This window comes from Cobetia sp. ICG0124 (assembly GCF_004006355.1).
In the GTDB taxonomy this organism is placed as follows: domain Bacteria; phylum Pseudomonadota; class Gammaproteobacteria; order Pseudomonadales; family Halomonadaceae; genus Cobetia; species Cobetia marina.
Map to the genome: position 1 here is coordinate 3,150,662 of NZ_CP024893.1, position 17,475 is coordinate 3,168,136.

Below are 17,475 nucleotides of genomic sequence, written 5' to 3' on the forward strand. Positions count from 1 at the left end.
CGCATCACCGCGGCTTCGCGCCCCGGACACGGGCTCTGCCCCGAACACTCTGCTGGACATGATGCTGGAAACCTTCACCACGATGCCTGATTCCCTTCCCCCGGATTCGGTCGGTCTCGTCACGCCCCGGACTGCCCACTTCGATACACCGCTGGAGCTGGCCTGCGGCAGACGTCTCGAACAGTACTCGCTGGTCTACGAGACCTATGGCGAGCTGAACGCTGACGCCAGCAACGCCCTCCTGATCTGCCACGCCCTGACCGGACACCATCATGCCGCCGGCTACCACGCGATGAGTGATCGCAAGCCCGGCTGGTGGGACGACTACATCGGCCCCGGCAAGCCCATCGATACCTCACGCTTCTTCGTCATCGCGCTGAACAATATCGGCGGCTGTCACGGCAGTACCGGCCCGACCTCGATCAACCCGGATACGGGCGAACAATGGGGCCCCGATTTCCCGCTGGTGACCGTGCCGGACTGGGTCGAGAGTCAGAAGCGCCTCGCCGAACGTCTCGGCATCACGCGCTTCGCCGCGGTGGTCGGTGGCTCACTGGGCGGCATGCAGGCACTGCAGTGGGCGATGGATCATCCCGAGCGCGTCGGGCACGTCGCCATCATCGCCTGTACCCCCAAGCTCTCGGCGCAGAACATCGCCTTCAACGAAGTCGCGCGCCAGGCCATCCGCTCGGACCCGGAATTCCATGACGGCTGGTACTCACGCGTCGATGCCGTGCCCAAGCGCGGTCTCAAGCTGGCCCGCATGGTCGGTCACATCACCTATCTTTCCGAGCACTCGATGGGGACCAAGTTCGGGCGTGACCTGCGCCAGGACCGCCTCAACTTCGGTTACGACGTCGACTTCCAGGTCGAGAGCTATCTGCGCCATCAGGGCGACACCTTCTCCACCGCCTTCGACGCCAACACCTACCTGCTGATGACCAAGGCACTCGATTACTTCGATCCCGCCGCCACGGCCGGCGATGATCTGGCCGCGGCCATGGCACCGATCAGCTGCCCGGTGCTCGTCGTCAGCTTCACCACCGACTGGCGCTTCGCTCCTTCACGCTCGCGCGAGCTGGTCAACGCCATGATCCATGCCGGCAAGAACGTCAGTTATGCCAACATCGATTCTCCTCACGGCCATGACGCCTTCCTGCTGCCGGGAGAGCGCTATCAGGCAGTGCTGGGCAACTTCCTGACCCGCGCATACGACAAGGCCTGCAACGCAGCCTCTCCCCTGCACACCGCTCCCCAGGAGGCCAGCCATGCGTAACGACCTCGCCCAGATCCACGACTGGATTCCCGAAGGTGGCCGCGTGCTGGATCTCGCCTGTGGGGATGGCACCCTGCTGGCCTCGCTCAAGGAGACCAAGGGGGTGTTCGGCTACGGACTGGAGATCGATCCCGACAACATCAGCGCCTGCGTGGCGCGCGGCGTGAACGTCATCGAGCAGAATGTCGATGATGGTCTGGCCAATTTCGCCGATGACACCTTTGATCGCGTGGTGATGTCCCAGGCCCTGCAGGTACTGCGCCGTCCGGATCGTGCGCTGGAAGAGATGATGCGCGTCTCACGTGAAGCCATCATCACCTTCCCCAACTTCGCCTACTGGCGTCACCGCCTGCACCTGGGGCTCAAGGGGCGCATGCCGGTCTCCAAGTCACTGCCGCACGCCTGGTACGACACCCCCAACATCCACCTCTCGACCTTTGCGGATTTCGAGCGGCTGTGTCGTGCCCAGGGCCTCAAGATCATCGACCGCGCAGTCGGCAATGGCGATCACGAGCCACATCCGGCGGCGACCTGGTGGCCGAATCTGTTCGGGGAGGTGGCCATCTTCCGCGTCTGCCGCGACAACTGTCCGCCCGACAAGCGCTGATCCACACTCGCCGCACCGCCTTTGGAAAGACGGCCGACAGGGAGCCCCTGCCGGCCGTTTCGCGTCATGACGCCGTCAATTCTCCCCGCGCCGCGATAGCGTTGCGCTATCCGGGCCATGCACAGACAGTCGCAACTAAAGTCTATATACTTTCGGGGTAAACGCAGCTGAGGATCACGGCTCGCACTTCCGGTGAGGTGCGCCGGCATCCCGAGGAGAGAGTGCATGAACTTCCATACCCGCAAATGGGTCAAGCCCGAAGACCTCAACCCCAACGGCACCCTGTTCGGTGGACGTCTGCTGGCCTGGATCGACGAAGAAGCGGCCATCTACGCCATCGTCCAGCTGGGGACTTCCCGCGTGGTGACGAAGTTCATGTCGGAGATCAACTTCGTCTCCAGTGCGCGCCAGGGCGATATCATCGAGCTGGGCATCACCGCCAGCGCCTTTGGCCGCACGTCCATCTCGCTGTGCGTCGAGATCCGCAACAAGATCACGCGTGAACGCATCCTGACCATCGACCGCATCGTGCTGGTCAGTGTTGATGCCGACTTCAAGCCGGTGCCCCACGGACGCACTCGTATCACGTATATCGAGGATCGCTTCCGCGAGCAGGCCGGCAGCAACGACAGCCAGGCCAATGACAAGCGCGCTTCGTGCAGCGGCAGCACCTCCTTGAGGGTCAACGACGCCTGCCAGAGCGGCTGCCCCGCGTCATCGTGACAGGGCGCCAGTGCGACCTGCATCCTCAGCGCCAGCACCTCGACACCGGCGGCCTGGGCCGCGGCGAAGGCCTCGGCATAGGCCGGGTCCAGGTGAGCCGCCGGCGCGACATCCTCGATGGCATCGTGCGCGACGCAGAACACCAGCACACAGCGATGACCGGCCGCGACCAGCGCGGCAAGACTGGCAAGGTGACGGCGCGCGCGCGTACTGACCGAGTCCGGAAAATACCCATGCCCATCCGACTCACGCAGGGTGAGCTGCTTGACCTCGACATAGATCGAGGCGGCCTGCTCATCGCGCGGCCATAGCTGGAAATCGAGCCGCGAGCGCTCCGCGACCTCACTGCCTGCTGGCATGACCTCGACCCGCGCCTCCCGCTCGATTCGCGCCAGATTCGTCAGCCCTCTCTCACGCAGTCGCCCTCCCGCAGGGCCGCCTCGACATGCGCATTGGCACGTCCGGTATGCACCGCCACCAAGGCCTCACGCCGACCGCCAGCCCCGGGAGGGTCCAGGGGCAGGCGAATCAGCTCCCAGGTCCAGGCAAGCTTGCGCTTCGGGTTGTTGGACGGTGACAGCCATACCTCACAGCCTTCCACGCACACGGCACGCATCGAGCCGGTATTCGGACAATGCGCCGTCACCACCTCGCCTGCCCGTATACCCTCGAGCAGCTCCACTTCAACGAAGAAGCGCTTGTAGCGCCGGATCAGCCGACCACGATACAACCCTGTCAACTGCATCAGGCAGATGCTCCCGCCGGGGCAGCACGCCGCTCCAGGAAGCGCTCAAGTCTCGTCAGGGCTTCGCGCAGACGCGCCTCATCGGCCGTGAAGGCGATCCGCACATGGCGACGTCCATCTGCCAGCGCGAAATCGGTCCCCGGCGTGATGGCAACGTTCTCTTCCTCCAGCAAGGCACGGCAGAAGGCCTCGCTGTCATGACTCAAGTGCGAGATATCCAGCCAGACGTAGAAGGCGCCCTGCGGGGGAACCGACGGTGCCAGCCCGAGACGTTCGAGTCCGGCCAGCAGCACGCCGCGCCGCGCCTCCAGCACCTGGCGACGGCGTTCGAGCTCGGCCTCGCACTCCGGCGTGAAGGCCGCCAGCGCCGCATGCTGTGCGGGGGTGGAGGCGGCCAGAAAGACATTCTGGGCCAGGCGCGACAACGGCTCGACCGCCGCTTCCGGCGCCACCAGCCAGCCCAGTCGCCAGCCGGTCATGCCGAAATATTTCGAGAAGCTGTTGATCACGAAGGCATCCGGACACTCCGCCAACGCCGTATGTGCAGGCACGCCATAGGTCAGGCCCTGATAGATCTCATCGACCAGCAGGTGAGCGTCCCGGGCTCTGCACAGCTCCCCCAGCGCCTGCAGCTCCTGTGGCGACAACACGTGCCCGGTGGGATTGGAAGGAGATGCCACCATCACCGCACGGGTGTTCTCGCGCCAGACCTCATCGGCAAGCTCCGCGGTCAGCTGCCAGCCGCTCTCGGCGCTGACAGGCACCACGTCGAGCTGGGCATCGACCAGCCCCATGAAATGGCGATTGCACGGGTAGGTCGGATCCGCCATCAGCACGCTGTCACCGCGCTCGGCACACAGCAGGGTGGCCAGCAGCAGAGCGCCAGAGGCGCCGGGCGTGACGATGATGCGCGAGGGCGAGACCGTGACACCGTGACGGCGCTGGTAGTCTGCCGCGATGGCGTCGCGCAGCGCGGGCAGGCCACAGGCGGGCGTGTAGCGAGTCTGGCCGGCGGCCAATGCCGCCTGGCCGGCCGCGATCACCGGCGCAGGGGTCGGGAAGTCGGGTTCGCCCACTTCCAGATGGATGACATCATGCCCGGCAGCCTCTCGCGCCTGGGCGGCTTCCAGCAGCGTCATCACGCGAAAGGCGGCAACGGATTCAAGACGGCGGGCAAACTGCATGATGGCACTCCTCGTGACGGAAGCTTCATTCTAGGCACCTGCCAAGGCCCATTCCCACCCCCTTTTCACAGGAAAATGCATGTTTGCGTGAACAGGCCTGTTCATGAGCCGGCACAAACTATCGTCGGAGTTCGGTTGCAAACTTGTCATTTTTACGCTAAATAAGCTGATCTTCTCGCGAGGGCAGCAGTCAGGACAGCCCCCTCGCCGTGGCCAAGGAGGCAGTGCAACAGACTGTCGACGGCCCAAGTCACCTTGCGGAATGAGGCGGTCCCATGCCAGTAGCTGAAACCAAGCCGGAAGCGCTTAAGAAATTCACCCCGTACGAGCCGGCAGCGGGTGAAGAGTACATGAACGAGAAGCAGCTAGCGCACTTCCGTCAAATCCTGCTGGACTGGAAACAGGAGCTGATGGAAGAGGTTGATCGCACCGTGCGTCACCTGCAGGAAGATGCCAACAACTACGCGGACCCTGCAGACCGTGCCACTCAGGAAGAGGGCTTCAGTCTCGAACTGAGAACGCGGGACCGCGAGCGCAAGCTGTTGAAGAAGATCAACGAGACCATCGAGAACATCGATGAGGACGATTACGGCTTCTGCGAAGCCTGTGGCGTCGAGATCGGTATCCGCCGACTGGAAGCACGCCCGACCGCGACCCAGTGTGTCGACTGCAAGACACTGGCCGAGCTGAAGGAAAAGCAGCTGGGCCGCTAAGCCCCGCTGTCGGTGAACCGACGGCCCGCCGTCGACCTCATCCCCCATACGGGCACCCTCCTTGGAGCGGTGCCCGTATGCGTTGGGGTCCATGCCCACCGCCTACCGTGGCCGTTTTGCCCCGACCCCCTCTGGCCCACTGCACGCCGGTTCACTGCTGGCGGCCGTGGCCAGCTACCTGGATGCCCGGCATCACGCTGGCCAATGGCTGGTGCGCATCGAGGACATCGACCCGCCACGCTGCCCCGCAGGCAGCGCCGACACCATCCTGCGTCAGCTGGAGGCCTTCGGGCTGCACTGGGACGGCGCGGTGCGCTATCAGAGTGATCGCCATGCCGCCTACGACGAGGCGCTCGCGAAGCTCAAGGCCACGGGTATCGCCTATCCCTGTGATTGCTCCCGCAAGCAGTGGCGGGACTTCGCGGTCTACCCGGGCTGGTGTCGCGATCGCGATGAGCCACCCGCTGGCGAGCACGCCTGGCGTCTGGACGTGCGAGCGGCAGAGCGCTTCGGTGGAGCCGGTGCCATCGCCGGCTGGCACGATCGCCTGCAAGGCCCGATCCAGCAGGAACTGGCGGCACTCGGCGACGTGGTGCTCAAGCGTCGCGATGGCCTGTGGGCCTATCAGCTGGCCGTGGTGGTGGATGATGCCGAACAGGGAATCACCGACGTCGTACGCGGCCTGGACCTGCTCGACAACACGCCTTGGCAACGCCTCCTGCAGGCGTCCCTTGGTCTTCCCACACCGCGCCTGACGCACCTGCCACTGATCACCGCCGACAATGGGCAGAAGCTCTCCAAGCAGAACCTGGCCCCGGCCCTGCCGGTCGATGAAGTCGCCATTCGCCAACTGCTGCATCACACGCTGACGCTGCTCGGGCAGGCACCGCCATCATTTCTTCACGCACTCCATCAGGCGAGCGATAGCATTCCATGGCCCGGATTCTGATCATCGAAAAGGAAGGTGCCACACGCACTGCCCTTCAGCATCTGCTGGAGCGCGACGGGCACGGCGTGGTGCATGCCAATGGACTTGAAGACGCCTGTCGTCAGAAACCCGGCGAGTTTGCACTGGTCATCTGCGATGTCGCGCTCGCCGGAGAACATGCCAAGCCCGTTCTCGAGGCCAGCCACCCTGCCCCGGTGATCCTGCTGGCGGATCCCCCCAGCCTGCATGGCGCCATCGCCTGCCTGAAAGCCGGCGCCGCGGATTATCTGCCCAGACCCTTCGATCAGGAGGCCTTCGCGCGCAGCGTACGTGAGGCGCTGGCCTTGCCGCGCCATTCCGGAGCCACCGGCTCGCAGGTCGAGATGATCGGCCACTGCCGTGCGATGCAGCAGGTCTATACCCGCATCCGCAAGGTGGCCCCCGCGGATGTCACCGTACTGGTACTTGGCGAATCCGGTACCGGCAAGGAACTGGTCGCACGTGCGATCCATCGCCAGAGCGGACGGCATCAGGCACCGCTGATCTGCGTCAACTGTGCCGCCATTCCGGAAACCCTGATCGAATCCGAGCTGTTCGGGCATGAAAAGGGCGCCTTCACCGGCGCAACGACGGCGTGAACGCGAGGCGGCACCCTGTTCTGATGAGATCGGTGCCGTGCAGCTGTGCGTGTCCTCAGGAGGATCGTGGCACGCGCCTGATCCGCTATCGCGGCCACACGTGACCTGCCCCCGGCGATTCGGACTCTATACGCCTAACGTCTGTACTGCCCCTGCGTGAGCGGAGATCTGAGCTGGCCGAACACCTGCTGAAGGGCATCGCGCGCCGGCATGCCCGGGAGGGGATGCGGCTGTCACAGCGTGCGCGCCAGGAGATCCATCAGTACGGCTGGCCCGGCAATGTGCGCGAGCTCGAGAACGCCCTGGAGCGCGGCGTGATCCTGGCAGACCGTCGGATCATCGCCCCGGAAGACCTGGGCCTGCGCGCGGCCTCGCTAGACTTTAGTGCCGAATCCATGCCGGAAAACACTTCCCAATCATTAGCTTGCGAGTCACTCCGTTAGACCTTCGCACCAATTGTTACCATCGACCCCAAACAGTGCCCCCATCCAGCGCGGTAATGGCCACGTCAGGTAACACCTCAGCCTCACCTACGCCTCACGTCTCAGCGACCTATGTCTAAATGACTGAATTACGTGTTTTTTTTAAGCTGTGGCACATCCGATGCAATAACACGGTCAAGAAAAAGAACAACCGGAAATACGAAGCGCGTCCAACAACAACAAGATTGCGCAAGGCTTCGAAAACCCTCGACACCAACAACAACAAGATTCGTCGAGCGAGTGACATTGATGATGACAGGCAAGCACGGCCGAGATTCATGGCCGGATGCTGGAGCCACAACAAGAACAAGCGGCCGCACGTCATCATCCGCCGAACCAACAACAACAAGATATCGGCAGTCCGGAATCTACTGACCAGGACGCGACGAATCCGGCCTCGAGTGCCAACAACAACAAGATACTCGACCCCGGATCACCCCCGACCCAACAACAACTCGCGGGGGAGGCTATTAAGCCGTCGGTGAATGGAAGATTGTTTTGAATACGAGATGGTCACTGAACAGACGGTCAGATAACAACAATAGCTTCATCTGTCTGCGTGATTGGCGACTGTGGTGCGTATTCAAGGCGATGCGCCTTCACGAAAAAGAACATCTGCTCAAGGATGCGTGTACTCTACCTGAAAGGGAGACCGAGAAATCGGTCTCCCTTTTTCCTTGCCCGAGAGGCATTTCTTCCCTCATCAGGCACCTTGAAGTGCAGTCTCGGCCCATCAGTGGCAGACCGGCGCTTTGCCAAGGTATCTGCCCTCCGCTACACTGGGCGGCCTGCTACGCACGAGTCGAATCGCTGCATGTTCAAAGGATTTACCCGCTTTCTCCAACGCCCCGGTGACCGCTTGAAGACGCTTTTCAATGCAACTGACGCGCCCGAGGCCACCCTGCCCAGCCTGCGTGTGATACCGCGGGATGAGCATCCCGTGTCCCGCCGCCAGCTCAGCGAAAACGCGCTGAAGGTGCTCTATCGCCTGCAGAGCGGCGGCTATCAGGCCTATCTGGTCGGTGGCTGCATCCGCGATGCCCTGCTCGGCGAGCGCCCGAAGGACTTCGACGTGGCGACCAACGCCACGCCGGAACAGGTCCGCGAGCTGTTCCGCAACGCACGTATCATTGGCCGACGCTTCCGCATCGTGCATGTACGCTTCGGCCGTGAGGTGATCGAGGTCACCACCTTCCGTGGCAAGCCTGCCGACAGCACGCCGAGCCAGCATACCCAGCAGTCGGAAGATGGCATGCTGCTGCGCGACAACGTCTGGGGCTCCATCGAGGAGGACGCGCTGCGCCGCGACTTCACGATCAACGCCCTCTACTACGACGTGTCCGACTTCACGATCCACGACTGGGCACATGGCGTGCGTGACATCGAAGCGCGCATGATCCGCCTGATCGGTGACCCGGAAACGCGCTATCGCGAAGATCCGGTCCGCATGCTGCGGGCGGTCCGCTTCGCCGGCAAGCTGGACTTCGACATCGAGGAAGCCACCGCCGAACCGATGTACGAGCTGGCACCGCTGCTGCTGCAGATTCCGCCGGCACGCATGTTCGAGGAAGTGCTGAAGCTGTTCATGTCCGGCTACGCTCTGGAAACGTTCCACCTGTTGCGTGAGTTCGGTCTGTTCCAGATGCTGTTCCCGGAAACGGAAGAGAGCTTCGCGCACTATCACTGGTCCATGCCGCTGATCGAGAAGGCGCTGGCGAGCACGGATGATCGTATCCGTGACGACAAACCGGTCACGCCGGCCTTCCTCTACGCTGCGCTGCTGTGGCCTGGCGTCAAGGCACGCACCGACCAGCTGGTCGCCAGTGGCATGCCGGACATCCCGGCCGCCCACCAGGCGGCTCAGCAGGCGATCGCCCGTCAGCTCAACCACACCTCGATTCCGAAGCGCTTCAGCATCCCGATGCGCGAGATCTGGGACATGCAGGCCAAGCTGCCGCGTCGCCGTGGCAAGCGCGCCTTCCAGACCCGCGAGCATCCACGCTTCCGCGCCGCCTATGACTTCCTGCTGCTGCGGGAATTCGCCGGCGAAGTGAAGCCGGGACTGGGCAAGTGGTGGACCGACTTCCAGGAAGTCGATTCCCGTGCTCAGGTCGCCATGATCGAAGGCGTGTCCGATGAGGGGCCGGCAGGCAGCAAGCCCGCGGGCACCAAACGTCGCGGCAAGCGCCGTCGCAATGGTCGTGGACAAGGCTGAGCACTGACGTGCCCACTGACGTGCCGACGCAGGAACCTCGCATGACTTCGACAGCCTTGATCGGCCTCGGTGCCAATCTTGACGATCCGCGCGCTCAACTCGAGCGCGCACTTGAGGCGCTGGACCGCCTGCCGCTGACCCGCTGCACGCGCCACTCGCGCCTGTATGCCAGCAAGCCGGTCGGGCCTCAGGATCAACCTGACTTCGTCAATGCCGTCGCCGAGCTCACCACACGCCTCTCCCCCCTGGCGCTGCTGGATCAACTGCAGGCACTCGAACAGCAGCACCGTCGCGTACGATTGCGCCACTGGGGGCCTCGCACCCTGGATCTGGACCTTCTACTGTTCGATGATCGCTCCATCACTACCTCGCGCCTGTCAGTGCCGCACCCCGAGATGCTCACACGAGGTTTCGTGCTGCGTCCACTGGCGGACCTGCTGGGCCCCGTACGCGTTTCCTCCCTGAGCGAAGATGACCTGGAGACGCTGGCACAGCGGGTTGAAGGAGATGACTTGCTCCCCCTCGGGCCTCGGGAGTAGAGTTTCGCCACATTGTTACCGATGCGCCCACTGATCGTGGCTCGGTAACACTTTCTGGTAACACCGGCTCGTCACACGCGCCGCAACGAGTACGCTTCCTGATGAAAAACGTCACCCTGAGCACCCTGCGCCGCCTCAAGGCCGACGGTGAGACGTTCAGTTGCCTCACTGCCTACGACGCGACCTTCGCCCACCTCGCTGGAGAAGCCGGCATTGAAGTACTGCTGGTCGGCGATTCCCTCGGCATGGTCCTGCAAGGCCACACCAGCACCCTGCCTGTCACCATCGATGACATCTGTTACCACACCGCGGCCGTCGCGCGTGGCAAACAGGGCAGCCTGGTCATGGCTGATCTTCCCTTCATGAGCAATGCCAGCACCGAGATACTTCTCGACCATGCCGCACGTCTGATGCGTGCCGGTGCCGAGATGGTGAAGGTGGAAGGCGAAGCCTGGCTCGCCGAGGCCGTCACGGCCCTCGTCCAGCGTGGCGTGCCGGTCTGCGTGCACATGGGCCTGACGCCGCAGCATGTCCATGCCTTCGGAGGCTACAAGGTGCAGGGCCGCGAGGAAGCGCGCGCCACGCAGATGATCGCCGACGCCCGCACGCTTGAAGCCGCCGGTGCCGCGATCATTCTGCTCGAGTGCGTGCCTGCCGAGCTCGCCGCACGCATTCGTGATGCGGTCGAGGTGCCGGTGATCGGTATCGGCGCAGGCGTCGAGGTGGACGGCCAGATTCTGGTCATGCATGACATGCTCGACCTGACACCGGGCCGCAAGCCGCGCTTCGTCAAGAACTTCATGGCTGAGGCCAGCAGCGTGCAGGACGCCTTCGCTGCCTATCATCGGGCCGTCAAGGAACGCAGCTTCCCGGCAACGGAGCACACCTTCTGATGGAGACCCTCACTCACATCAGCGCCCTGCGCGAGCGCCTGGCCGAGGTGCGCCGCAAGGGCCTGCGCATCGCGCTGGTGCCCACCATGGGCAATCTGCATGCAGGCCATCTGTCCCTGGTGCGCGCGGCACGCCAACAGGCGGACTTCGTCGTCGCCAGCATCTTCGTCAACCCGCTGCAGTTCGGGCCGGGCGAAGACCTCGACAGCTACCCGCGCACGCTTGTCGATGACCAGAACGCATTGACCGCAGAGGGCTGCGATCTGCTGTTCGCCCCGTCGACAGCGGAGCTGTACCCCGAAGGGCGCACCGGACTGTGCAACGTGCAGGTCCCGGGGGTCTCCGAAGGCCTGTGCGGTGGCAACCGACCGGGACACTTCGATGGCGTGGCCACCGTCGTCAGCATCCTGTTCCATCTGGTGCGTCCCGATGTCGCCTGTTTCGGCGAGAAGGATTTCCAGCAGCTGGCGGTGATCCGCAAGCTCAATCGTGATCTGCACTTCGGGATCGAGATCCTCGGCGTGCCCATCGTGCGTGCCGAGGATGGTCTGGCACTCTCCTCGCGCAACGGCTACCTGAGCGCCGAAGAACGCGCCATCGCCCCTCGCCTTGCGCAATGCCTGAATGCGCTCAAGGACAGCCTCGAAAGTGGCACCGCGCCTGCCGAGGCCCTGCGCGTCGCACTGGCCGCCATCGGCGAGTGCGGCTTCAAGCCGGATTATCTCGAACTGCGCCGCGCCGAAGACCTGGGCCCGGTGCAGGACGACACCCGTGATGCCGTGATTCTGGTCGCGGCACACCTGGGACGTACCCGTCTGCTCGATAACCTGAAGGTCGCCTTGCCGGTGGCCTGATGCCTGAATAGACTGCGCCGCCCTGCCTGCGCCCGGCGGCGCTCAACCGGAGATATCCCGATGCAAGCCATCATGCTCAAGGCCAAGCTGCACATGGCCCGCGTGACCCATGCCGTTCTCAATTACGAAGGCTCCTGCGCCATCGATGGTGACCTGCTCGACATGGCAGGCATCCGTGAGTACGAACAGATCCAGATCTACAACGTGGACAATGGCAAGCGTTTCACCACCTATGCCATCCGCGGTGAAGAAGGTTCGAAGATCATCTCGGTGAATGGTGCCGCGGCCCACCAGGCCGACGTCGGTGACCGCGTGATCATCTGCGCCTTCGCCAACTATGCAGAGAGCGAGCTGGAGGCCCACAAGCCCTCCATGGTCTATCTGATGGAAGGCAATGAGGTCAGCCACACGGCCAACGCCATTCCGGTGCAGATGGCCTGATCGCCTTGACTCAGACAGTCTCGCGAGAGAACAGGAGCGTTCAGATGCAAGATGTGGTGATCGTAGCAGCTCGTCGTACCGCCGTAGGTGCCTTCGGTGGCAGCCTCGCCGGCATTTCCGCCGCTGACCTCGGGGCACATGTCATCAAGGATATCCTCGCCAGCACAGGGGTGAGCGGTGATCAGGTCGACGAAGTTCTGCTCGGCCAGGTGCTGACGGCAGGCTGCGGCCAGAATCCGGCTCGTCAGACCGTCATCAAGGCAGGCCTGCCGGAAGGCGTGCCGGCGATGACCATCAACAAGGTCTGTGGCTCTGGCCTGAAGGCACTGCATCTGGCCACCCAGGCCATCCGCTGTGGCGATGCCCAGCTGATTCTGGCCGGCGGTCAGGAGAACATGTCACTGTCTCCTCATGTGCTGCCCAACTCCCGCAATGGCAAGCGCATGGGCGACTGGAAGGCGATCGACACCATGGTCCACGACGGACTTTGGGATGCCTTCAATGATATCCACATGGGCATCACCGCCGAGAACCTGGCAGAGAAGTACGAGATCACCCGCGAAGCGCAGGATGCCTTCGCTGCCGCATCCCAGCAGAAGGCCTGCGAGGCCATCGAGGCGGGCCGCTTCAAGAGCCAGATCGTTCCGGTCGAGATTCCGCAGCGCAAGGGCGACCCGATCGTCTTCGACACCGACGAGAACCCGCGTGCCGGCACCACTGCCGAGAAACTTGCCGGCATGCGTCCAGCCTTCAAGAAGGATGGTACCGTCACCGCAGGCAACGCCTCGGCGCTCAATGATGGTGCCGCCGTGGTCATGCTATGTTCCGCCGACAAGGCCCGCGAACTTGGCCTGACGCCGCTGGCGACCATCAAGGCGTACTCCAACGCCGGTGTCGACCCGAAGATCATGGGCATCGGGCCGGCTCCCGCCACCCGCCTGTGCCTCAAGAAGGCCGGCTGGAGCCTGGAAGATCTCGATCTCGTCGAAGCCAACGAAGCCTTCGCCGCCCAGGCGCTCTCCGTCAACAAGGAGCTGGGCTGGGATGTCGACAAGGTCAACGTCAATGGCGGTGCCATCGCGCTGGGCCACCCGATCGGGGCATCCGGCTGCCGTGTACTGGTCACGCTGGTACACGAGATGATCGCCCGCGATGCCAAGAAGGGTCTGGCGACCCTGTGCATCGGCGGCGGCCAGGGTGTCGCACTGGCCATCGAGCGCAGCTGATCGCTCACGGATCTCGGCTGCCTGACGTGCCACGAAAGCCGCCTTCTCTTCCTCGCTGATCTCCTTCAGCGACAGCTTGACGCGATTGCGGTTGTCGATGTCGAGCACCTTGACCACGACCTCATCGCCTTCATTGAGATAATCGCGCACGTCATTGACGCGCTCCTCGACGATCTGGGAGATATGCAGCAGGCCATCGGTGCCCGGCATGAAGGTGATGAAGGCCCCGAAATCGGCGATGCGAGCGACCTTGCCGGCGTACAGCTTGCCGATCTCCGCCTCGGCGATGATGCCCTCGACATAGTGAGCGGCCGCCTGGGCCTGGGCCTTGTGCTCGGCATAGATACGCACGCTGCCGTCATCGTCGAGATCGACATTGGCACCGGTCTCTTCACAGATCTTGCGAATGGTCGAGCCACCCTTGCCGATCACGTCACGGACCTTGGTCGGCGCGATCTTCAGCGACAGCATCGCCGGGGCGTTGTCGGACACCTCTTCGCGGCTACCCTTCAAGACAGCGTTCATCTGCTCGAGAATGGTCAGGCGCGCCTCAAGGGCCTGCTCCAGCGCCTGCTCCATGATGGCCTCATCGATCCCCTCGATCTTGATGTCCATCTGCAATGCCGTGACGCCCTCTGCCGTCCCCGCGACCTTGAAGTCCATATCCCCCAGGTGATCTTCATCCCCGAGAATATCGGTCAGCACGGCCACGCCATCGGCATCCTTGACCAGCCCCATGGCAATCCCCGCCACCGGCGCCTTGAGCGGTACCCCGGCATCCATCAATGCCAGCGACGCCCCACACACGGACGCCATGGAGCTTGAACCATTGGACTCGGTGATCTCGGAGACGACACGGATCGCGTAGGGGAAGTCCTCGACGGTAGGCAACATCGACTCGATCCCACGTCGCGCCAGACGCCCATGACCGATCTCGCGACGTTTGGGAGAACCGATGAAGCCCGTCTCGCCGACACAGTAAGGCGGGAAGTTGTAGTGCAGCATGAAGCGATCATGCTTCTCACCTGACAGCCCCTCCACCAGCTGGGCGTCACGCGTGGTGCCCAACGTTGCCGTCACCATGGCCTGTGTCTCGCCGCGCGTGAACAGCGCAGAGCCGTGGGCCTTGGGCAGGACGCCAACGGCAATGTCCAGCGGACGCACGGTGCGTGCATCACGACCATCGATGCGCGGCTCACCGGCAATCACGCGCTGACGGACGATGCGCTTCTCCAGTGCAGCGAAGGCACTGGCCACCGCACTCGCCTCGAAGCGTGCATCCCCTTGCGTCTCCAGCGCCTGAATCGCCCGAGCCTTGAGTGATGCCAGCGCATCCTGACGCTCCATCTTGTCATGCAGACGGTAGGCTTCACCGATCTCCTCGCCCACCTCACGCTCCAGCGCCTCCATCAACACGCTATCGTGCGTCTGGGCGACCCAGGACCACTGGGGACGATTGACCTTGGCGGCAAACATCTCGATCGCCGTGATCACCTTCTGCATCTCATGATGACCGTAGAGCACCGCGCCCAGCATCTCGTCTTCCAGGAGTTCCTGCGCCTGGGACTCGACCATCAGCACTGCCTGCTCGGTACCTGCCACCACCATGTCCAGCTCGGAGTGGGCAAGCTCGCTGTAGCCGGGATTCAGGAAGTAGCCCCGTTGCTCACTGAAGCCGACACGCGCCGCTCCCACGGGGCCGGCAAAGGGCACACCCGAGATGCTGAGCGCCGCCGAGGTACCGATGAGCGCCGCGATATCCGGATCGACATTGCGCTCTGCCGACATCACCGTGCAGACCACCTGCACCTCATTCATGAAGCCTTTCGGGAACAGCGGACGGATCGGGCGATCAATCAGCCGCGAGGTCAGCGTTTCCTTTTCCGTCGGGCGCCCTTCACGCTTGAAGAAACTGCCGGGGATGCGGCCGACCGCGTAGGAGCGCTCCTGATAATGCACCGACAACGGGAAGAAGGACTGTCCAGGCTTGGCGGACTTGCTGGCCACTACCGTGCACAACACCGAGGTATTGCCCATGGTCACCATCACGCTGCCGGTGGCCTGACGCGCGATGCGACCGGTCTCGAGCGTGATGGTGTCATTACCGTACTGGAAGCTGTGCGTAACCGGGTTCACGGCGCATGTCCTTTAGTCTGATTCCCCACGGTATCAGGCACAAAAAAACCGACACCGCCCGCAGGCAGTGTCGGTTTTCCTGTGCCCACCGGGGGCCCGCCATGCACCGGAATGCATGGCGGCAACATCGCTGATTAGCGACGCAGACCCAGACGCTGGATCAGAGCGGTGTAACGCTCGAAATCCTTGCGCTTGAGGTAGTCAAGCAGCTTGCGGCGCTGGTTGACCATGCGGATCAGACCACGACGGGAGTGGTGATCCTGCTTGTTGGCCTTGAAGTGGCCCTGCAGGCCATCAATGTTGGCGCTCAGCAGTGCAACCTGAACTTCCGGGGAACCGGTGTCGTTCTCGCCACGGCCGAATTCGCTAACGATCTCAGCCTTCTTCTCAGCGGTAAGTGCCATCTGTCTCTCCAGTAAGCAATATGCTTGGTAGATAAGAAATGTCGAAGACCACGCATATTTGCAGTCTTCATGCGGCTTGCGGCCAGGCCGCAATCAGCTCACCCAGCCGCCGCCTCGACAGCGGAGCTGAGCAGTCGGCGAGGAGCGATGATGCCCTCCGCCGCAATCCGGACCAGCCCGAGCAACTGCTGGTCCTGATACACACGAGCCAGGGAGTCCACTTCCAGCGACCCTGTCGTCGTTTCAGCCTGTTGACCACGCAATATCTTCCGAGCCATCTCGGCAGTGATGTCGAGACGTGGAAGATGATCGAGCAGGATGTCGACAGGCAACAGAACGCCTTCACGTGCCTGCTGATCTGCCAGCGCCTCGAGGCGCTCGAAATCCAGCATGGCATCACCCGTGAACGGGCCTGTCTTGAGACGACGCAGTGCCGTGAGGTGGGCTCCACAGCCCAGCGCCTCGCCGATATCCTCGGCCAGACTGCGTATGTAGGTGCCCTTGCTGACCGCCACTTCGATCTCGATACCATCGGAGTGCCGTGCAAGAAGCGCCATATTGTAGATGGTAACGCGACGGACTGCACGCTCGATTTCAATTCCCTGGCGCGCCAGCTCATAGAGCGGACGTCCCTGGTGCTTGAGCGCGGAGTACATCGGCGGCACCTGATCTATCTCGCCACGGAACCGGTCCAGCACCGCTTCCAGCTCGGACTCCGCAAGCTCGGGAATCTCCCGCTCACGCAGTATCTCGCCTTCCGCATCACCGGTGTCGGTGACCTGGCCAAACTTGATCCGTGCCCGATAGACCTTGTCCGCCTCGAGCAGATGCGAGGAGAACTTGGTGGCCTCACCGAAGCAGACCGGCAGCAAGCCGGTTGCCATCGGATCGAGCGTGCCGGTATGCCCTGCCTTCTGTGCCTGGTAGAGGCGGCGTGCCTTCTGAAGCGCGTAGTTGCTGGACATGCCCTTGGGCTTGTCCAGCAACAGTACGCCGTCAATCGGCAGGCCGCGACGACGACGGCCCATCAGGCGTCCGGCGTGGTGCCCGGGGCACCGTCTTCGCTGTCATCATCACCACGTTCTGCACTGCGCTTGCGGTCATCAGCGACCGCCGTATTGATCAGTGAAGACAGGTGATGGCCACGAACGACGCTCTCATCGTAATGAAAGCGCAGTTCCGGCACGTGACGCAGCTGAATGGTGCGCGCCAGCTGGGAGCGCAGGAAACCTGCCGCGCGCTTGAGCACGGCAAGATTTTCCTTGATGCGTTCCGGACTGTCGTCACCCAGCAGGGTCACGTAGACATCGGAGTAGGACAGGTCGCGGCTGACCTTGGCGGCGCTGACCGTCAGCATGCCAAGGCGCGGGTCCTTGACCTCGCGCTGAATCAACAGCGCGAGCTCCTGCTGGATCTGGTCCGCCACGCGGTCAGTACGGCTGTATTCACGCATCCGTGATCTCTCCTCGCA

General features: G+C 63.2%; 18 protein-coding genes and 2 pseudogenes. 13 read left to right on the plus strand and 7 right to left on the minus strand.

The features are described 5' to 3' along the window. Positions 1–82: 82 nt before the first annotated feature. The 3 genes from CU110_RS14705 to CU110_RS14715 all read left to right on the plus strand — a co-directional run bounded on the left by CU110_RS14705 (position 83) and on the right by CU110_RS14715 (position 2,606). On the plus strand, positions 83–1,276 hold the full coding sequence (locus CU110_RS14705; RefSeq protein ID WP_084209844.1) for a homoserine O-acetyltransferase: 1,194 nt from the start codon (positions 83–85) through the stop codon (positions 1,274–1,276). Continuing rightward, positions 1,269–1,883: a methionine biosynthesis protein MetW gene (metW, locus tag CU110_RS14710; RefSeq protein ID WP_077379447.1), complete on the plus strand. Its 615-nt coding sequence runs from the start codon at positions 1,269–1,271 to the stop codon at positions 1,881–1,883. Before CU110_RS14705 ends, metW begins: the two co-directional genes overlap by 8 nt. Before the next feature lie 225 nt (positions 1,884–2,108). Further along, positions 2,109–2,606 carry a hotdog domain-containing protein gene (locus CU110_RS14715; protein ID WP_127736964.1) on the plus strand — a complete coding sequence of 166 codons (498 nt, stop codon included), beginning with the start codon at positions 2,109–2,111 and terminating at the stop codon, positions 2,604–2,606. A 71-nt stretch (positions 2,607–2,677) separates the two neighbouring features. Here CU110_RS14715 and CU110_RS18120 read toward each other — a convergent pair. From CU110_RS18120 to CU110_RS14725, 3 genes and pseudogenes are all read right to left on the minus strand, one after another. After that, a pseudogene (locus CU110_RS18120) lies at positions 2,678–2,965 on the minus strand (DNA/RNA nuclease SfsA); the annotation flags it as partial. A gap of 41 nt (positions 2,966–3,006) precedes the next feature. Next, positions 3,007–3,351 carry a hypothetical protein gene (locus CU110_RS18125; protein WP_346427147.1) on the minus strand — a complete coding sequence of 115 codons (345 nt, stop codon included), beginning with the start codon at positions 3,349–3,351 and terminating at the stop codon, positions 3,007–3,009. Further along, on the minus strand, positions 3,351–4,535 hold the full coding sequence (locus CU110_RS14725) for an aminotransferase class I/II-fold pyridoxal phosphate-dependent enzyme (RefSeq protein ID WP_084209477.1): 1,185 nt from the start codon (positions 4,533–4,535) through the stop codon (positions 3,351–3,353). Before CU110_RS14725 ends, CU110_RS18125 begins: the two co-directional genes overlap by 1 nt. Positions 4,536–4,810: 275 nt before the next feature. On the opposite strand from CU110_RS14725, the gene dksA reads away from it, so the two are divergent. The 10 genes from dksA to CU110_RS14775 all read left to right on the plus strand — a co-directional run bounded on the left by dksA (position 4,811) and on the right by CU110_RS14775 (position 13,464). After that, complete coding sequence (gene dksA, locus CU110_RS14730; protein WP_077379460.1) at positions 4,811–5,248, plus strand: RNA polymerase-binding protein DksA; 438 nt, start codon at positions 4,811–4,813, stop codon at positions 5,246–5,248. A 91-nt stretch (positions 5,249–5,339) separates the two neighbouring features. Then, positions 5,340–6,197 (plus strand): tRNA glutamyl-Q(34) synthetase GluQRS, encoded by an 858-nt coding sequence (gene gluQRS / locus CU110_RS14735; RefSeq protein WP_127736503.1) that lies wholly within the window; start codon positions 5,340–5,342, stop codon positions 6,195–6,197. Further along, the gene (locus tag CU110_RS17795; RefSeq protein WP_127736506.1) at positions 6,182–6,814 is read left to right on the plus strand and encodes a sigma 54-interacting transcriptional regulator; all 633 of its coding nucleotides are present in this window, start codon (positions 6,182–6,184) and stop codon (positions 6,812–6,814) included. The genes gluQRS and CU110_RS17795 overlap by 16 nt, the downstream gene beginning before the upstream one ends. Positions 6,815–7,038: 224 nt before the next feature. Next, positions 7,039–7,257: a hypothetical protein gene (locus CU110_RS14745; protein ID WP_127736509.1), complete on the plus strand. Its 219-nt coding sequence runs from the start codon at positions 7,039–7,041 to the stop codon at positions 7,255–7,257. 853 nt (positions 7,258–8,110) lie between these two features. After that, complete coding sequence (gene pcnB / locus CU110_RS14750) at positions 8,111–9,511, plus strand: polynucleotide adenylyltransferase PcnB (protein ID WP_077379465.1); 1,401 nt, start codon at positions 8,111–8,113, stop codon at positions 9,509–9,511. Between the two features lie 41 nt (positions 9,512–9,552). Next, complete coding sequence (gene folK / locus CU110_RS14755; protein WP_084209480.1) at positions 9,553–10,050, plus strand: 2-amino-4-hydroxy-6-hydroxymethyldihydropteridine diphosphokinase; 498 nt, start codon at positions 9,553–9,555, stop codon at positions 10,048–10,050. A gap of 101 nt (positions 10,051–10,151) precedes the next feature. Then, complete coding sequence (gene panB, locus CU110_RS14760) at positions 10,152–10,943, plus strand: 3-methyl-2-oxobutanoate hydroxymethyltransferase (protein ID WP_077379469.1); 792 nt, start codon at positions 10,152–10,154, stop codon at positions 10,941–10,943. Then, positions 10,943–11,797 carry a pantoate--beta-alanine ligase gene (panC, locus tag CU110_RS14765; RefSeq protein WP_084209481.1) on the plus strand — a complete coding sequence of 285 codons (855 nt, stop codon included), beginning with the start codon at positions 10,943–10,945 and terminating at the stop codon, positions 11,795–11,797. Before panB ends, panC begins: the two co-directional genes overlap by 1 nt. 60 nt (positions 11,798–11,857) lie before the next feature. Beyond that, positions 11,858–12,238, plus strand: a complete 381-nt coding sequence (panD, locus tag CU110_RS14770; RefSeq protein ID WP_077379473.1) for an aspartate 1-decarboxylase — start codon at positions 11,858–11,860, stop codon at positions 12,236–12,238. A gap of 44 nt (positions 12,239–12,282) precedes the next feature. Next, positions 12,283–13,464, plus strand: a complete 1,182-nt coding sequence (locus CU110_RS14775) for an acetyl-CoA C-acetyltransferase (protein ID WP_084209482.1) — start codon at positions 12,283–12,285, stop codon at positions 13,462–13,464. 33 nt (positions 13,465–13,497) lie between these two features. Here the strand turns inward: CU110_RS14775 and pnp are convergent. The 4 genes and pseudogenes from pnp to rbfA all read right to left on the minus strand — a co-directional run. After that, a pseudogene (pnp, locus tag CU110_RS14780) lies at positions 13,498–15,600 on the minus strand (polyribonucleotide nucleotidyltransferase); the annotation flags it as partial. A gap of 134 nt (positions 15,601–15,734) precedes the next feature. Next, positions 15,735–16,004 (minus strand): 30S ribosomal protein S15, encoded by a 270-nt coding sequence (rpsO, locus tag CU110_RS14785; RefSeq protein WP_065392421.1) that lies wholly within the window; start codon positions 16,002–16,004, stop codon positions 15,735–15,737. 98 nt (positions 16,005–16,102) lie between these two features. Further along, the gene (gene truB, locus CU110_RS14790; RefSeq protein ID WP_077379479.1) at positions 16,103–17,032 is read right to left on the minus strand and encodes a tRNA pseudouridine(55) synthase TruB; all 930 of its coding nucleotides are present in this window, start codon (positions 17,030–17,032) and stop codon (positions 16,103–16,105) included. Next, the gene (gene rbfA / locus CU110_RS14795) at positions 17,032–17,457 is read right to left on the minus strand and encodes a 30S ribosome-binding factor RbfA (protein WP_065392581.1); all 426 of its coding nucleotides are present in this window, start codon (positions 17,455–17,457) and stop codon (positions 17,032–17,034) included. The genes truB and rbfA overlap by 1 nt, the downstream gene beginning before the upstream one ends. Positions 17,458–17,475 lie beyond the last annotated feature (18 nt).

Excerpts from the sequence above, each read along its gene's own strand:
- panB (WP_077379469.1), top strand. The coding sequence starts at position 10,152 with ATGAAAAACGTCACCCTGAGCACCCTGCGCCGCCTCAAGGCCGACGGT.
- CU110_RS14725 (WP_084209477.1), bottom strand. The coding sequence starts at position 4,535 with ATGCAGTTTGCCCGCCGTCTTGAATCCGTTGCCGCCTTTCGCGTGATG.
- dksA (WP_077379460.1), top strand. The coding sequence starts at position 4,811 with ATGCCAGTAGCTGAAACCAAGCCGGAAGCGCTTAAGAAATTCACCCCG.
- pcnB (WP_077379465.1), top strand. The coding sequence starts at position 8,111 with ATGTTCAAAGGATTTACCCGCTTTCTCCAACGCCCCGGTGACCGCTTG.
- metW (WP_077379447.1), top strand. The coding sequence starts at position 1,269 with ATGCGTAACGACCTCGCCCAGATCCACGACTGGATTCCCGAAGGTGGC.
- panD (WP_077379473.1), top strand. The coding sequence starts at position 11,858 with ATGCAAGCCATCATGCTCAAGGCCAAGCTGCACATGGCCCGCGTGACC.
- CU110_RS14705 (WP_084209844.1), top strand. The coding sequence starts at position 83 with ATGCCTGATTCCCTTCCCCCGGATTCGGTCGGTCTCGTCACGCCCCGG.
- CU110_RS17795 (WP_127736506.1), top strand. The coding sequence starts at position 6,182 with ATGGCCCGGATTCTGATCATCGAAAAGGAAGGTGCCACACGCACTGCC.
- rpsO (WP_065392421.1), bottom strand. The coding sequence starts at position 16,004 with ATGGCACTTACCGCTGAGAAGAAGGCTGAGATCGTTAGCGAATTCGGC.
- rbfA (WP_065392581.1), bottom strand. The coding sequence starts at position 17,457 with ATGCGTGAATACAGCCGTACTGACCGCGTGGCGGACCAGATCCAGCAG.
- CU110_RS14775 (WP_084209482.1), top strand. The coding sequence starts at position 12,283 with ATGCAAGATGTGGTGATCGTAGCAGCTCGTCGTACCGCCGTAGGTGCC.
- CU110_RS18125 (WP_346427147.1), bottom strand. The coding sequence starts at position 3,351 with ATGCAGTTGACAGGGTTGTATCGTGGTCGGCTGATCCGGCGCTACAAG.
- CU110_RS14745 (WP_127736509.1), top strand. The coding sequence starts at position 7,039 with ATGCGGCTGTCACAGCGTGCGCGCCAGGAGATCCATCAGTACGGCTGG.
- panC (WP_084209481.1), top strand. The coding sequence starts at position 10,943 with ATGGAGACCCTCACTCACATCAGCGCCCTGCGCGAGCGCCTGGCCGAG.
- CU110_RS14715 (WP_127736964.1), top strand. The coding sequence starts at position 2,109 with ATGAACTTCCATACCCGCAAATGGGTCAAGCCCGAAGACCTCAACCCC.
- gluQRS (WP_127736503.1), top strand. The coding sequence starts at position 5,340 with ATGCCCACCGCCTACCGTGGCCGTTTTGCCCCGACCCCCTCTGGCCCA.
- truB (WP_077379479.1), bottom strand. The coding sequence starts at position 17,032 with ATGGGCCGTCGTCGTCGCGGCCTGCCGATTGACGGCGTACTGTTGCTG.
- folK (WP_084209480.1), top strand. The coding sequence starts at position 9,553 with ATGACTTCGACAGCCTTGATCGGCCTCGGTGCCAATCTTGACGATCCG.